Below are 14,761 nucleotides of genomic sequence, written 5' to 3' on the forward strand. Positions count from 1 at the left end.
CTGGGCTTCCCTATCATCCTTCTGGCTCAACTACGCAGTTGCCGGAAACACTCGGCAATAATCTCCAGCCCCTGCTGCAGATCCCTGTCACTGACGGTCAAAGGCACCAAGAGACGCAGCACATTGCCATAAGTACCACAGGAAAGCAGGATAAGACCGCGCTCCCGCGCCAAGGTAAGGACTCGGGCGCAGTACTCGGGCTTGGGCACACCGTCTTCAACCAACTCCATGGCCACCATGGCGCCGAGGCCGCGAACATCGGCAATAAAGTCGTACTCCTGTTGCAGCTTGCCAAGCGCTTCTTTAATGACAGTACCCACCTGGTTGGCCCGCGCCAGCAGCTGTTCCTTCTCGAAGGTTTCTATCACCGCCAGGGCGGCAGCGCATGCAAGCGGATTGCCGCCATAGGTGCCTCCCAAACCGCCGGGGCCTATGGCATCCATCATCTCGGCCCGGCCGGTAATGCCGGAGAGCGGGAAACCACCGGCAATGGACTTGGCAAAAGTCGTGATATCGGCGGCAACACCCATCTGTTCCATGGCAAAGAAGGTGCCGGTGCGGCCGGCGCCCGTCTGCACCTCATCGGCAATCAGCACTATCCCTTCCTTGTCACACAGCTTGCGCAGCCGCGCCATAAACTCGGGGGATGCGGCATAGAAGCCGCCCTCGCCCTGCACCGGCTCAAGAATAATGGCGGCAATATCCGCCGGCTCGGCATCATTCTTGAAAATCTGCTCGATGGACTTCATCGCATCGTCGTCACTCACCCCATGCAGCGCGCAGGGATATTGGGCACGAAACACGTTGGCCTGCATCAACCCCATGCCCTTACTGTAGGGCGCCACTTTGCCGGTGAGCGCCAGCGTTGCCATGGTGCGGCCATGATAGCCTGAGGTAAAGGCGATGACGCCGCTGCGTTTGGTGTAGGCCCTGGCGACCTTGAGGGCATTTTCCACCGCCTCCGAGCCACTGGTAAACAGCGCCGACTTCTTGGCGAAATCCCCGGGAACCAGGGCGTTGAGTTTTTCGCAGACGGCCACATAACTCTCATAGCCCAGCACCATAAAACAGGTATGGGAGAAGTCTTCCAACTGGCGGGCAACCGCCTGCTTGACTCTGGGATGCAGGTGCCCGGTATTGAGCACGGCTATGCCACCGGCAAAGTCCAGATATTCGCGGCCCTCGACGTCCCATACCCGGGCATTTTCCGCCCGTTCCACAAACACAGGGTGTATCTGTCCCACACCCGGTGCCACTGCGGCCTGGCGCCGCACCATCAGAGAGTCATTGCTTATCATCCTGCTATCCTCTGTTGTTGTCCCGGCATCGCCGGGACATGGGTTAATCAGACCGAGAGGCAGAGATACTTGATCTCCAGATATTCCTCTATGCCGTATTTAGAGCCTTCCCGTCCCAGCCCCGAGGCCTTGATGCCACCAAAAGGCGCTACTTCGTTGGAGATAAGCCCGGTATTGATCCCCACCATTCCGTATTCCAGCGCCTCGGCAACTTTCCAGACTCTGGAGATATCCCTGGCGTAGAAATAGGCCGCCAAGCCGAACTCGGTATCGTTGGCCATGGCGATCACTTCATCGACACTGTCGAAGCGGAACAGCGGCGCCAGCGGGCCAAAGGTTTCCTCTTTGGCGACCCGCATGCTGCCATTCACCTCGGTCAAAATAGTGGGCTCGAAGAAGTTACCGCCCAGCGCCCGGCCGCCTGTCTTGACCCTGGCGCCTTTGGAGACGGCATCCTCAAGATGAGCCTGCACCTTTTTCACCGCATTCTTGTCGATAAGCGGCCCTGTGGTAATGCCGGACTCTGTGCCGACACCCACCTTGAGCTCGGCCACTTTGGCGGCCAGCTTTTCGCTAAAGGCATCGTAAACGGACGACTGCACATAGATGCGGTTGGCGCAGACGCAGGTCTGGCCGGCATTGCGGTATTTGGAGATCATTGCCCCTTCCACCGCCGCGTCCAGATCGGCATCGTCAAACACGATAAAGGGCGCGTTGCCACCGAGCTCCAGTGACAGTTTCTTCAGGGTGGCGGCGCATTGCTGCATCAGATGGATGCCCACGCCGGTCGAGCCGGTGAAAGACAGCTTACGCACCACGGCGCTGTCGCAAAGGGTATTGCCTATCGCCTTGGCATCGCCGGTGATCACGCTGAAGACGCCGGGAGGAATGCCGGCTTCAATCGCCAGGTAGGCCAGCGCCAGAGCGGTAAAAGGGGTCTGCGGCGCCGGTTTGACTATCATGGTGCAACCGGCCGCCAGTGCAGGACCCGCCTTACGGGTGATCATCGCCGCCGGGAAGTTCCAGGGCGTAATGGCCGCAGTCACGCCCACGGGCTGCTTGATCACCAACAGGCGCTTGTCTTGTTGATGGCCGGGGATAGTATCGCCGTAAACCCGCTTGCCCTCTTCGGCAAACCACTCGATAAAGGAGGCGGCATAGGTGACCTCACCGCGGGCTTCTGCCAGAGGCTTACCCTGCTCTGTGGTCATCAGCAGCGCCAAGTCATCGGCGTGTTGATTGATAAGTTCGAACCAGCGTTTGAGAATGGTGCTGCGCTCTTTGGCGGTCAGCGCCCGCCAGGCCGGAAGAGCCCGCTCGGCGGCATCTATGGCTCTGTGGGTCTCAAACGCGCCCATCTCTGGCACACTGCCGATACGCTCGCCGGTGGCCGGATTGAAAATATTGACCTTCTTGCCTGAGTCTGCGTCCAGCCACTGGCCATCGATATAGGCTTGTTCACGCAGCAGCGCACTCTGGTTAAGTTTCATTGCGACTCCTTTAAATGGGCGCCGGGCGCCCTTGTACGGATAGGCATCAAATACCCAGTTTGTCCCTCAGGCTGTAATACCAGGCGCCGAGCGCAGAAAAGGGGACTCGCAGGGCATGTCCGCCGGGAAATGGATAATGGGGCAGGCTGGCAAAGGCATCGAAACGCTCCGCCTGTCCGGTCAGCACCTCGGCAATCAACTTGCCCGCCAGGTGGGTATAAGTCACCCCATGACCACTGCAGCCCTGGGAGTAATAGATGTTGCTGCCAATCCTGCCGACCTGAGGCAAACGGGAGAGTGTCAGCAGAAAGTTGCCTGTCCAGGTATAGTCGATACGGACCCCTTTCAATTGGGGGAAGGTCTTGAGCAGCTTGGGCAGGATAATCGCTTTGATATTCTCCGGATCTCGGGCGCCGTACACTACACCGCCACCATAGATCAGGCGTTTGTCGGCCGACAGGCGGAAATAATCCAGCAGATAGTTACAGTCCTCGACGCAGTAGTCCTGCGGCAACAGACTGTGGGCCAACTCTTCACCCAAGGGTTCTGTCGTGATTACCTGGGTACCGCAAGGCATGGATTTGGCAGCAAGTTGGGGCAGCAGTTTGCCAAGATAGGCATTTCCTGCCACCACCACAAACCTGGCCTTAACCTGGCCATTGGCGGTATGTACTATAGGGTACTCCCCTTCGTCGATACGTACTACGGCCGAATCCTCAAAAATTTTTCCACCGAGAGATTCCACCGCTCTCGCCTCACCCAGCGCCAGGTTCAGCGGATGGATATGGCCGCCACTCTTGTCCAGCAAGCCACCGATATAACGGTCTGTATTGACCACCTGGCGAATGCCGGCATCATCCAACAGCTGCAGCTGTTCTGTGTGGCCATATCGCTCCCAGAGGGCTTTTTGCTGCTGCAGATGCCCCATCTGTTTGCGGTTGATGGCGGCAAATACCCCGCCGTTTTTGAGGTCACAATCTATCTGGTATTTTTCGATGCGTTCGCGGATGATGCGGCCGCCCTCGAAGGCCATTTCGCCAAAGAGCTTGGCCTGCGCCTTACCGACAGTGCTTTCTATCACATCGAGATCGCGGCTGTAGCTGTTGACTATCTGGCCACCGTTGCGGCCCGAGGCGCCCCAGCCTACTCTGGCCGCTTCCAATACCACCACCTTGAAACCGGCCTCCAACAGGTGCAGCGCCGAGCTGAGCCCGGTATAACCGGCTCCAATCACACAGACATCGGTTTCCAGCACCTCGCTTAAGCTGTTGCGTTCACGGGTGTCATTGGCCGAATCGGCATAATAAGAGGAGGTGTGGGCAGTGGCAGTCATGGTTAATCCAGCCTTTTATGTTTGTTATTTTTAACACTTGCATCATCCTACACAGTTAAATCGACTAAAACCAGTAGAAAACGCATTATAAAACACACTTTGTTCAAAATTTAAAACACACAAGAAAAATAGCGGCGGTGGCTGTCACAGCCAACCGCCTAATTGTTATTCCTCTGTTTGTCTGCTGCGGCGTTCGGCGCGGCGCGCCAGATACCAGGAGAGGAAAGCGATCAGGGACACCACCAGAATGATCAGTGTCGCCAGGGCGTTGATCTTGGGGGACACCCCGAGCCGCACCGAGGAGAACACCACCATAGGCAGTGTAGTGGCGCCAGGTCCCGAGGCGAAGCTGGCAATCACCAGATCGTCCAGCGACAGGCTGAACGACAACAGCCAACCCGCCATCAGCGCCGGGGCTATCATGGGCACAGTTATCAGGAAGAAGGTCTTCAGCGGTGTCGCCCCCAGATCCATCGCCGCCTCTTCAATAGAGAGATCCAACTCCCTGAGGCGCGATGACACCACCACGGCCACATAGGCGGCGCAGAAGGTAGAATGGGCAATCCAGACTGTCATCCTGCCCCGCTCAGCCGGCCAGCCGAGCAGATCCGACATATGCACAAACAGCAGCATCAGCGACAGACCCGTGATCACCTCGGGCATAACCAAGGGCGCCGTAATCATGTTCGACAGCGTCAGCTTGGCCCAGGAGCGACGAAAACGTGTCATCACAAAGGCCGCCATAGTGCCTATGATCACCGCCATGGTCGAGCTGTAGAAGGCGATTTGCAGACTGGTCCAGACTGCATCCAGTATCTGCTGATCGGCAAACAGCTCGGCGTACCACTTGGCGGAAAAGCCGCCCCAGACAGTTACCAGTTTGGAGGCGTTGAAAGAGTAGAAAATCAGAATAAACATGGGGGCATACAGAAACACCAGCCCAATCCATAACATCAGGGTCGAGAAACTCAGCTTCTTCATATCTCTTTCTCCAGACTGCGGCTCTGATAGCGATGGAACAGGGTGATGGGCACAATCAGCAGCACCAGCATCACTATCGCCAGCGATGAAGCCACCGGCCAGTCACGGTTGTTGAAGAACTCCTGCCACAGCACCTTACCTATCATCAGCGAGTCCGGCCCGCCAAGCAGCTCGGGGATCACAAACTCCCCCACGGCCGGAATAAACACCAGCATGGAGCCTGCAATGACGCCGCTCTTGGACAGGGGCAGCGTCACTTTCCAGAAGGTATTGAGACTGCGGGAGCCGAGATCCGCCGCGGCTTCCAAGAGGCTGACATCCAGCTTCACCAAGGTGGCGTACAGCGGCAGTATCATAAAGGGCAGATACGCATAGATGATGCCGATATACACCGCCAGATTGGTATTGAGCATCTGCAGCGGCTCATCAACAATCCCAAGCCCCAGCAGCAGGTTATTGATAAGCCCTGTGTTACTCAAAATCCCCATCCAGGCGTAGACCCGAATAAGAAATGAGGTCCAGGAGGGTAACATCACCAACAATAGCAGCACTGTCTGCAACCTGGCCGGCGCCCGGGCAATGGCATAGGCCATGGGATACCCCAGCAGCAGACAGCCTAGGGTGGAAACCAGCGCCATCTTGAGCGAGTTGAGATAGGCCGAGTAGTACATGGAGTCGCTGAGCAGCAACAGATAGTTACTCAGGTTGATAAATACCTGCAGCACTTCGTCGGCATACTGAAAACTTGGCTCATAGGGCGGAATGGCAATCGCCGCGGTGGAAAAGCTTATCTTCAATACTATGGCGAACGGCAGCGCGAAAAACAGCAGCAACCACAGATAGGGAAAGCCTATGGTCAGGTGGCGGCCTTTGAATCCTAACTTGAGCTTCTTCATGATCTTAACACCACGCCACTGGTGTCCTCCCAGCTGATATAGACTTCATCATCCCAGGTGGGGTGATCGGCGCGGCGTTCACGGTTGGTCATGCTGCACTGGACTATCTGACCATTGCCAAGGCGAATGTAATACACGGAGAAACCACCGAGATAGGCGATATCGTGAACTATGCCCTTGGCCCAGTTATATTGCTCTTCGGGCTGCTCACGGCTTATCAGGGTTTTTTCTGGCCTGACCGCCAACCAGACATGCTTGTCCTCGACACTGGTAGACACCCCATAACCCACGTAAAACGCCTGGTTCAGGCTCTCTGATTGAATGATCACATGGTCCACCTCATCGGCGGTGATCTCCCCCTCAAACAGATTCACAGTGCCGATAAACTCGGCAATCATCCGGCTGTTGGGGCTTTCATAGATATCCATAGGCGAGCCGGTCTGGGCTATCCAGCCATCGCTCATGATGGCAATCCGCTCGGCCATGGTCATGGCTTCTTCCTGATCATGGGTAACCATGACGCAGGTCACCCCCACCCGCTCGAGAATTTCCACCACTTCAAGCTGCATCTGAGTCCGCAGTTTTTTATCCAGCGCTCCCATGGGCTCGTCCAGCAACAGGAGTTTCGGCCGCTTGGCCAAAGAACGGGCCAACGCCACCCGCTGGCGCTGACCGCCGGAAAGTTGATGCGGCTTGCGGCGGGCATATTTTTCCATATGCACCAGCTTGAGCATCTCCTGCACCCGCTGCTCGATTTCAGCCTTGGGTAACTTGTCCTGCTTGAGGCCGAAGGCGATATTCTGCGCCACCGTCATATGGGGAAACAGGGCGTAGGATTGGAACATCATATTGATGGGGCGTTCATAGGGCGGCAGGTGGGTAATGTCCTGACCATCGAGAAAAATGCGTCCTTCGGTAGGCTTTTCAAAACCGGCCAACATTCTCAAAAGAGTCGACTTGCCTGAGCCTGAGCCGCCGAGCAAGGCAAAGATCTCGCCCTTGTTGATGGTCAGCGACACATCATCCACGGCGCGAACATCGTCAAAGAGCTTGCTGACCCGCTCGATTTTGAGCAGCACTTCATCCTGAGTTTTATTATTGGGTTTGACAGGAATGCCCGAGGTGATTGCCATAATACTTCTCCGCAAAATACCAAATGGGCGGCTCAGCGGCCGCCGCTGGTGGAACGAGTAAAGTTTGCCTGTACTACGCAATCAGACAATGAAGGGGCACCTGGCCCCTGAGTTATTGTTATTGGCCGGATTTAACCTTGGTCCAAACCCGGGTCAGGGCCCGCTGGGCCTTGAGTGGACGAATTTCCCCCACATACAGGTTGTCCAGAGTTGCCTGTGGTGGATAGATGCCGGGATCGTTGCGGATAGACTCATCCACCAGTTTCTGTGCCGGTACATTGGGGTTGGCGTAGGAAACATAGTTGGAGATGGGGGCTATCACTTCCGGCCTGAGCAGATAGTTGATAAAGGTCAGCGCATTGTCGACATTGCCGGCGTCGGCAGGAATGGCCAACATATCGAACCAGAGGTTGGCGCCTTCCTTGGGAATGGTATAGGCAATCTTGTTGCCGTTACCTGCCTCATCGGCGCGGGTAGCCGCCTGGAGGATATCGCCGGAGAAACCGAAGGCGACACAGATATCACCATTGGCCAGATCCGAGATATAGCGCGATGAGTGGAAATAGGTGATATAAGGCCGTATCTTGGCCAGCACTTCACCGGCCTTGTCAAAGTCGGACGCCTTGGTACTGTTGGGATCCAATCCCAGATAGATCAGCGCCTGCGGCACCATATCATCGGCCGAGTCCAGCATGGACATGCCGCAGGATGACAGCTTCTCGGCATACTTGGGGTTGAACATCAGTTCGAGCGAATCTGTGGGTGCATCCTCTCCCAGCAGCTCTTTTACCTTGGCGACGTTATAGCCTATACCGTTGGTGCCCCAGAGGTAAGGCACGGCATACTGGTTGCCCGGATCGGCCTTCTCCAGCTGTTTCATCAACTGGGGATCCAGATTCTGATAGTTGCTCAGCTTGCTTTTATCCAGAGGCTTAAAGGCCCCGGCCTTGATCTGCTTGGCAAGAAAGTTGTTCGAAGGCACGACAATGTCATAACCGGAGCGGCCGGAAAGCAGTTTGGCTTCAACCACTTCGTTGCTGTCAAACACGTCATAGATCACCCGGATCCCGGTTTCCTTCTGGAAGTTGGCCAGGGTATCTTCGGCGATATAGTCACTCCAGTTATACACCCGGACGACTTCTTCGGCCTGGGCCGTGGCAGCGGCCGCAAGGCCTCCCAACAGTGCCACAGACGTTACTTTGGTCAATAGCTTCATGCTCTCTCCTTTTACGGGTAGCAGCGGTTGTAACCCGCCTTCAATTGTTAACTTATTGTCATTGTTATTAGTGTCACCAATGCTACTCCCTAAAACCCGCATCGGCACCTTGGCAGCAAGGTATATCATGCCCTTACCGCCAATAGCAGGCAATCTTAGTCGTTCGATTTTTGTACATCCGCGTAGGTCATATCGAGCGCTTGTTTCGCCTTTGTTACCAATTCATCGATTTGAGCCTGGGTTATCACCAGGGGTGGCGCGATGATCATAGTGTCTCCCACCGCCCGCATCACCAAGCCACTGGCGATGGAATGCTCCCGGCACTGAGTACCTACCCCAAGCTCGGCAGCAAAGCGCTGATGACTCGCCTTATCGGCGACCAGTTCCAGCGCGGCCACCATGCCAACGCCGCGCACCTCACCCACCAGCGGATGCTGGGCCAAGACTTGCCGCAGCCGCTGCTGCAGATAAGGCGCGGTTTCCTCGGCCACTTTGGCGACTATGTTTTCCTGCTTCATCAGGCGTAAGTTTTCCAGTGCCACCGCGGCACTGAGTGGATGACCCGAATAAGTGTAGCCGTGGGCAAATTCACCGCCCTTATCCAGCGCATCGGCGACTTTATCCGACACTATCACTCCGCCCATGGGGGCGTAGCCCGAAGTCATCCCCTTGGCTATGGTGATAAGATCCGGCTCAAGATCGTAATACTCGGCGGCAAAGTAACAGCCGGTGCGGCCAAAGCCGGTGATCACTTCATCGAGGATGAACAATATGTCGTACTTGGCGAGGATCTTTTTGATCTCCGGCCAATAGCTGTCCGGCGGGACTATCACGCCGCCGGCGCCCTGAATAGGCTCGGCAATAAAGGCCGCCACCTTGTCTTCACCCAGCTCGAGGATCTTGCTTTCAAGCTCGCGGGCGCAGCGAATGCCAAACTCTTCGGCAGACTGTCTTTGGCCTTCGCCATACCAGTAAGGTTGGGCGATGTGGACTATGCCGGGAATGGGCAAATCGCCCTGGACATGCATACCACTCATGCCACCAAGACTGGCACCGGCAACTGTGGAACCGTGATAGGCATTGTGGCGCGAGATAATGGTTTTCTTCTCCGGCTTGCCCTGGATGTCCCAGTAATGACGCACCAGGCGCAAGTTGGTGTCATTGGCCTCTGAGCCAGAGCCTGTGAAGAACACCTTGTTCATATGAGGTGGTGCCAGCGCGGCTATCTCTGCGGCCAGTTCAATCGCCGGCGGGTGGCTGCACTGAAAGAAGCTGTTGTAGTAAGGCAGTTCCAGCAACTGATGTGCCGCCACATCGGCGATGGAACGCAGGCCATAGCCCATGTTGACGCACCAGAGTCCGGCCATGCCATCGAGAATTTGATTGCCCTGTGAATCCCAGATATAGACGCCATCGGCGCAGGTAATCACCCGCCCGCCAGCCTGTTTCAACGCCTTGGGATCGGTAAAGGGATGCAAGTGGTGGGCATGGTCCTTGGCCTGCCAGCTTTGGGTCTGTTGTGATTTCATCTCTCCCTCCTTAGACAGTCAGCAGCAGGAATTCCCGCTCCCAGGAACTCACCACCCGGCGAAAATTCTCAAGCTCGGCGCGCTTGACCGCAACAAAACCTGTGGTGAAGTCTTCCCCCAGATATTTACGGCAATATTGGCTCTCTTCCATCATGGCCATCGCCTCTTCCAGCGTCTGCGGCAAAGAGATCCCCGAGCGGTCTTCGTTGGCCCGGCCCTGCACCGGCGTCGAAGGTTTCACGTCTTCAACGATTCCCAAATAGCCGCACAACAAGCTGGCGGCAATGGCCAGATAGGCGTTGGCATCGGCCCCCGGGATACGGTTTTCAATGCGGCGATTTTGCGGTGAAGACTCAGGGATCCTCAGGCCACAGGTGCGATTCTCCTCGCCCCACTCCAGATTGACCGGCGCCGAGGTGCCCGGCAGGAAGCGGCGGAATGAGTTGACGTTGGGCGCCATCAGTGGCAGAAATTCCGGCATAAAGCGCTGCAGCCCGCCGATATAACTGAGGAAATTCTGGCTCATGGTGCCATCTTCGCGGGTGAAGATATTCTTGCCGGTTTCCTTGTCGATAACGCTCTGATGCAGGTGCATGGCGCTGCCAGGCTCATTGGTCACAGGCTTGGCCATAAAGGTGGCGCAGACGCCGTGCTTGAGGGCGGCCTCTCTCAGGGTGCGTTTGAACACAAACACCTGATCCGCCAGCGCCAGTGGATTGCCGTGGCTGAAGTTGATCTCCATCTGCGCCGTGCCTTCCTCGTGGATCAGGGTATCGATATCCAGCTCCTGCGCCTCACACCAGTCGTACATATCCTCAAACAGGGGGTCATACTCATTGGCGGCATCGATGGAGAAGGACTGACGTCCGGATTCGGCGCGGCCGGAACGACCAACCGGGGGCTTGAGTGGCAGATCGGGATCGTCACTGCGACTGGTGAGATAAAACTCCATCTCGGGGGCAATCACCGGCTCCCAGCCCTTATCTTCATAGAGCTTGAGCACTTTTTTCAATACGTTGCGCGGCGACAGCTCCAGCGGATTGCCCATCTTGTCATAGGTATCGTGGATCACCTGAGCCGTGGCCTCCAGGGTCCAGGGCAACATAAAGACCGCGTTTTCATCGGGCACGCAGACAAAGTCGATATCGGCGCTGTTGAGCAGGCCATAGTAGGCCTCATCATCGACATAATCGCCGGTCACGGTTTGCAGCAACACACTCTCGGGCAGCCGCATGCCCTTTTCATCGATAAACTTGTCTACCGGGGCAATTTTGCCGCGGGCGATACCTGTCATATCGCAGATAACACATTCAACTTCGGTTATTTTTTGTTCTTTTAAGAAGGCTTCAAGCTTATTCATATTATTTATTCCGCTGTTGCGCCCTAAGACTGCAAGCCTCCCCAAAGGCCTTAAAAATTGCGCTGTAGAAGGGGTTATTTCTGACCTGCCATTCCGGATGCCACTGCACTCCCAAGGCGAATGCCTTGGCGTCGGTGACAGAGAAGGCTTCAATCAGACCATCTGGAGCATGCGCTTCAGGCCGCAACCCCTGACCCAGGCGCTCCACGCCCTGAGTATGGACGGAATTAACCATCGCATGGCTACGGCCCCAGGCGTCGAAAAGCATCCCTCCAGGTTCTATGCTGACCTCGTGGGACAAGCCATACTGCACCTCCAGCGGCGCGCTCTTGTCTTCTCTGTGTTCAATAAAACCACCCACTTCATAGAGCTTCTGGTGCAAACTGCCGCCGTAAGCCACATTCATTTCCTGAAAGCCGCGGCAGATCCCGAGTACCGGCACTCCGGCCTCTATGGCAGCGCGAATTAAAGGCAAGGTAGTGTCATCCCGCTTGGGATCATGGTGGGTGCCCGGTTCGCTGGCCGGGCCTTGGTAGTGATGAGGTTCAACATTGGAGGGGGAGCCGGTAAACAATATGCCGTCCAGGCGTTCGAGCAGTTGTGCTATCGGGGTATCGGCCCCCAATGCCGGGATCACCAGGGGCCAGGCTCCGGCACCCTCGACCACGCCCAAGAGGTATTTCTCGCCAACAATATTGAAAGGATGCAGCCCCAACTGCTCATTGCATGCGGTTACACCCACCAACGCCATTGCTGCCTGTGCCATATCTCACCCCAAAACACTCAAATCCAGGTCTCAGTTTTGAACATTCACTAAAGCAAATGTTCATTTTTTCACACACTACACGGATTTTTTCGCACAGGCAAGAGGTTAATATCCTGTTAAACGCAGCCTCAAACTAAAATTATTTAAGCTTTTGTTTTTAAATGAATATTTAAAAATCCCTTGTGTTTGAGATAGGTGTAAACAAGCTTGAACAAGGCAAAAAATTGGCTTTGCATCACACTGGTTCAGCGGGCACCAATTCGGTGCACACGGGGTTATACGGTCGATATTATTTACACTTACAGGCAAATATGCTGCCCGAAGTGAATTTACGGGCAGCAAATCGCAATCAGCAGAGGAAATGGAAGATCAAAAGTTGGCAGGAGTGGTGGCACTGACCAGATGACAGGGTTCATCGAAAGGATTGCGGAACCTGTGTGGTTGTTCGCTATTGAAATAGTAGCTGTCACCGGCCTCCAGAATAAACACCTCTTCACCGACCGTCAGTTCAAAGCGACCGGTGATCACCAGCGCTGCTTCTTCCCCTTCGTGGCGCAGCATCTCTTCACCCGTATCGGCTCCCGGGGGATAAGTCTCCGACATCACAGACATGGCACGGTTGGGATAATCCCGACCAATAAGCTTGAACTCCAGCGGCCCAGTGCCTATGTCCAAAAGCTCATTGGAGCGATACACCACTTTTTGCTCGGTAGTGCCGTTTTCACCTATGGAGAAAAACTCCACTAGCGACATGGGGATCCCCGAAAGCACTTTCTTGAGTGAACTGACTGAAGGGCTGACACTGTTTTTCTCTATCATAGAGATGGTGCTGTTGGTCACCCCGGCGCGTTTAGCCAGCTCACGCTGGGACAGGCCTTTCATCTTTCTAACAGCCTTGAGGCTGGCACCTATATCCAAATCGCAAATCCCCCAAAAATCTCTTATCAGGCGGTTACAGGACACGGTCGGCAGCGGCTTCTGCACAAGGGCAACCAGGTCCCGGTGAAATTGTTTTGTATTATATGACAAAAGCATGTTAAATAAAACGAACACTTTGAAGGCAAGAGTGCGACGACCGTCGGATGTAACCAGCCGAGTCCAAACTTATAACAAGAACGGAGCCATGATGCCAATCCAGTCCCCCATTCACAGTGACAACTATCCCGCCTCTTTTTACCATGCGACCGCCAAAGAATTGTTTCAGCATCCCAGGCTGGAAGAGTCCTTGGAGACAGATGTCTGCGTTATAGGCGCAGGCTTCAGCGGCCTCAACAGTGCCATAGAACTGGCTGAACGAGGCTTTGCGGTCACCATACTGGAAGCCAAAAAAGTGGGCTGGGGCGCCTCAGGGCGTAATGGCGGAGAGTTGATCCGCGGTATTGGCCATAATATTGAACAGTTTGAGCCCAGTATAGGTAAAGAAGGTGTACTGGCTATCAAGCAGATGGGTTTTGAAGCCGTCGATATCGTCCGGGAACGGATAGCGCAATATCAAATCGATTGCGATCTGCGCTGGGGCTACTGCGATCTGGCGCTGAAACCAAGACATATGCAGGAGCTTGAGCAGGAGCTTACCGAGCTTGAGCAACTTGGCTACCCACATAAGCTCAAGCTGTTGTCCAAGGAGCAGTTGCCGGAAGTCATAGGCTCTGAGCGTTATCTCGGCGCGCTCAGCGACATGGGCAGCGGCCATCTGCACCCTTTGAATCTGGCCCTCGGCGAGGCCCGTGCAGCCCGAAGCCTGGGGGTTAACATCTATGAAGACAGCGCCGCCACCGAAATCATCAAGGGCGAGCAGATACGGGTCAGGACTGAGAGCGGTGAAGTCCGTTGCCGCTATCTGATTTTGGCCGGCAATGCCTATATAGGTGCCAAACTCGAACCTCATATCGGCGGCAAGGTGCTACCGGCCGGCAGTTATCTGCTAGCGACCGAGCCCCTGTCGCAAGCACTCTGCGCTGACATTATTCCGCAGAATATGGCCTTCGCCGATATGAGCATAGCACTGGACTATTTTCATCTGTCGGCCGACAACCGCCTGCTATTTGGCGGGCTGTGCAACTACTCGGGCAGAGATCCCAAGGACATTTGCGCCGCGCTCAGGCCCAATATGGAAAGAGTCTTCCCGGCGCTCAAGGGCGTAAAAATAGATTATCAGTGGGGTGGCATGATAGGGATAGGCGCCAACCGTATGCCGCAGATAGGCAGGTTGCCGGATAGCCCCAACATCTATTTCGCCCAGGCCTATGCCGGGCATGGCGTCAATGCCACCCATATGGCGGGTCGTCTGCTGGCAGAAGCTATCAGTCAGCAGGCTGAGCGCTTCGATATATTTGCCTCAATAGAGCATATGACCTTCCCGGGTGGCCCGGCGCTGCGCTCGCCCATTCTGGCGGCAGGCATGCTGTACCATAGATTCAAGGATCTATTCTGAACAAGGCCTGTTTTGAAGACGAGTGTATGTTGAATAGGGAGTCATTTTGAAAATAAGTACAACAAAGGCGTTGTGGCAGTCGTGAATACTCCCTTCGATATCAGCCGCATTCATACGCCACAGGGGATTTTTCGCCTCAAGGGGGAACTGCAAGCCTCCCCCCCGAAACTCGTGTGCAGGCAGCTTGAAATTCTCGGCAGTGACGGTTGGCTGGAGCTGCGAGTCGAAGATAACCGCACTCAAGTTTTGCTCGATGCGCTGTTTGAACCTGTGCGTGAACACCTCAAGCCTAGCCTTCTATAAACACAATCCCCCCGCAAGGCAG

At 55.4% G+C, this 14,761-nt stretch carries 13 protein-coding genes; 2 read left to right on the forward strand and 11 right to left on the reverse strand.

Translation table 11 applies throughout. The features are described from left to right. Positions 1-26: 26 nt before the first annotated feature. The 11 genes from gabT to ON072_RS06575 all read right to left on the reverse strand — a co-directional run bounded on the left by gabT (position 27) and on the right by ON072_RS06575 (position 12,920). Positions 27-1,298 (reverse strand): 4-aminobutyrate--2-oxoglutarate transaminase, encoded by a 1,272-nt coding sequence (gabT, locus tag ON072_RS06525; RefSeq protein ID WP_025887874.1) that lies wholly within the window; start codon positions 1,296-1,298, stop codon positions 27-29. A gap of 47 nt (positions 1,299-1,345) precedes the next feature. Then, positions 1,346-2,788, reverse strand: a complete 1,443-nt coding sequence (gabD, locus tag ON072_RS06530; protein ID WP_044733906.1) for an NADP-dependent succinate-semialdehyde dehydrogenase — start codon at positions 2,786-2,788, stop codon at positions 1,346-1,348. Positions 2,789-2,834: 46 nt separating this feature from the next. Continuing rightward, entirely contained in the window at positions 2,835-4,121 is a 1,287-nt protein-coding gene (locus tag ON072_RS06535; RefSeq protein ID WP_025009897.1) for an NAD(P)/FAD-dependent oxidoreductase, read from the reverse strand. Positions 4,122-4,286: 165 nt separating this feature from the next. Beyond that, positions 4,287-5,102, reverse strand: a complete 816-nt coding sequence (locus tag ON072_RS06540) for an ABC transporter permease subunit (protein WP_025009896.1) — start codon at positions 5,100-5,102, stop codon at positions 4,287-4,289. Continuing rightward, positions 5,099-5,998, reverse strand: coding sequence for an ABC transporter permease subunit (locus ON072_RS06545; protein WP_037436682.1), 900 nt, complete (start codon positions 5,996-5,998; stop codon positions 5,099-5,101). Before ON072_RS06545 ends, ON072_RS06540 begins: the two co-directional genes overlap by 4 nt. After that, positions 5,995-7,131 carry a polyamine ABC transporter ATP-binding protein gene (gene potA / locus ON072_RS06550; RefSeq protein ID WP_025009894.1) on the reverse strand — a complete coding sequence of 379 codons (1,137 nt, stop codon included), beginning with the start codon at positions 7,129-7,131 and terminating at the stop codon, positions 5,995-5,997. The genes ON072_RS06545 and potA overlap by 4 nt, the downstream gene beginning before the upstream one ends. A 118-nt stretch (positions 7,132-7,249) precedes the next feature. Further along, a complete protein-coding gene (locus tag ON072_RS06555; RefSeq protein ID WP_208135465.1) occupies positions 7,250-8,347 on the reverse strand; it encodes a polyamine ABC transporter substrate-binding protein in 1,098 nt (365 codons plus the stop codon). Positions 8,348-8,502: 155 nt separating this feature from the next. Next, positions 8,503-9,876: an aspartate aminotransferase family protein gene (locus ON072_RS06560; protein ID WP_261752818.1), complete on the reverse strand. Its 1,374-nt coding sequence runs from the start codon at positions 9,874-9,876 to the stop codon at positions 8,503-8,505. A 10-nt stretch (positions 9,877-9,886) separates the two neighbouring features. Then, positions 9,887-11,236, reverse strand: a complete 1,350-nt coding sequence (locus ON072_RS06565; RefSeq protein ID WP_028780689.1) for a glutamine synthetase family protein — start codon at positions 11,234-11,236, stop codon at positions 9,887-9,889. A 1-nt stretch (position 11,237) separates the two neighbouring features. Further along, positions 11,238-12,002: a gamma-glutamyl-gamma-aminobutyrate hydrolase family protein gene (locus tag ON072_RS06570; RefSeq protein WP_028780690.1), complete on the reverse strand. Its 765-nt coding sequence runs from the start codon at positions 12,000-12,002 to the stop codon at positions 11,238-11,240. A gap of 369 nt (positions 12,003-12,371) precedes the next feature. Further along, complete coding sequence (locus ON072_RS06575) at positions 12,372-12,920, reverse strand: cupin domain-containing protein (protein ID WP_028780691.1); 549 nt, start codon at positions 12,918-12,920, stop codon at positions 12,372-12,374. A 208-nt stretch (positions 12,921-13,128) separates the two neighbouring features. On the opposite strand from ON072_RS06575, the gene ON072_RS06580 reads away from it, so the two are divergent. Further along, on the forward strand, positions 13,129-14,436 hold the full coding sequence (locus tag ON072_RS06580; protein ID WP_261752851.1) for an NAD(P)/FAD-dependent oxidoreductase: 1,308 nt from the start codon (positions 13,129-13,131) through the stop codon (positions 14,434-14,436). Positions 14,437-14,517: 81 nt separating this feature from the next. After that, positions 14,518-14,739: a hypothetical protein gene (locus ON072_RS06585; protein WP_144161221.1), complete on the forward strand. Its 222-nt coding sequence runs from the start codon at positions 14,518-14,520 to the stop codon at positions 14,737-14,739. The last annotated feature ends 22 nt before the right edge of the window (positions 14,740-14,761 follow it).

It is taken from the genome of Shewanella sp. K8, assembly GCF_028823715.1.
GTDB classification, from domain to species: Bacteria; Pseudomonadota; Gammaproteobacteria; order Enterobacterales; family Shewanellaceae; genus Shewanella; species Shewanella algae.

Coding starts and splice junctions, on each gene's coding strand:
- gabT (WP_025887874.1), bottom strand. CDS start 1,298: ATGATAAGCAATGACTCTCTGATGGTGCGGCGCCAGGCCGCAGTGGCA.
- gabD (WP_044733906.1), bottom strand. CDS start 2,788: ATGAAACTTAACCAGAGTGCGCTGCTGCGTGAACAAGCCTATATCGAT.
- ON072_RS06535 (WP_025009897.1), bottom strand. CDS start 4,121: ATGACTGCCACTGCCCACACCTCCTCTTATTATGCCGATTCGGCCAAT.
- ON072_RS06540 (WP_025009896.1), bottom strand. CDS start 5,102: ATGAAGAAGCTGAGTTTCTCGACCCTGATGTTATGGATTGGGCTGGTG.
- ON072_RS06545 (WP_037436682.1), bottom strand. CDS start 5,998: ATGAAGAAGCTCAAGTTAGGATTCAAAGGCCGCCACCTGACCATAGGC.
- potA (WP_025009894.1), bottom strand. CDS start 7,131: ATGGCAATCACCTCGGGCATTCCTGTCAAACCCAATAATAAAACTCAG.
- ON072_RS06555 (WP_208135465.1), bottom strand. CDS start 8,347: ATGAAGCTATTGACCAAAGTAACGTCTGTGGCACTGTTGGGAGGCCTT.
- ON072_RS06560 (WP_261752818.1), bottom strand. CDS start 9,876: ATGAAATCACAACAGACCCAAAGCTGGCAGGCCAAGGACCATGCCCAC.
- ON072_RS06565 (WP_028780689.1), bottom strand. CDS start 11,236: ATGAATAAGCTTGAAGCCTTCTTAAAAGAACAAAAAATAACCGAAGTT.
- ON072_RS06570 (WP_028780690.1), bottom strand. CDS start 12,002: ATGGCACAGGCAGCAATGGCGTTGGTGGGTGTAACCGCATGCAATGAG.
- ON072_RS06580 (WP_261752851.1), top strand. CDS start 13,129: ATGCCAATCCAGTCCCCCATTCACAGTGACAACTATCCCGCCTCTTTT.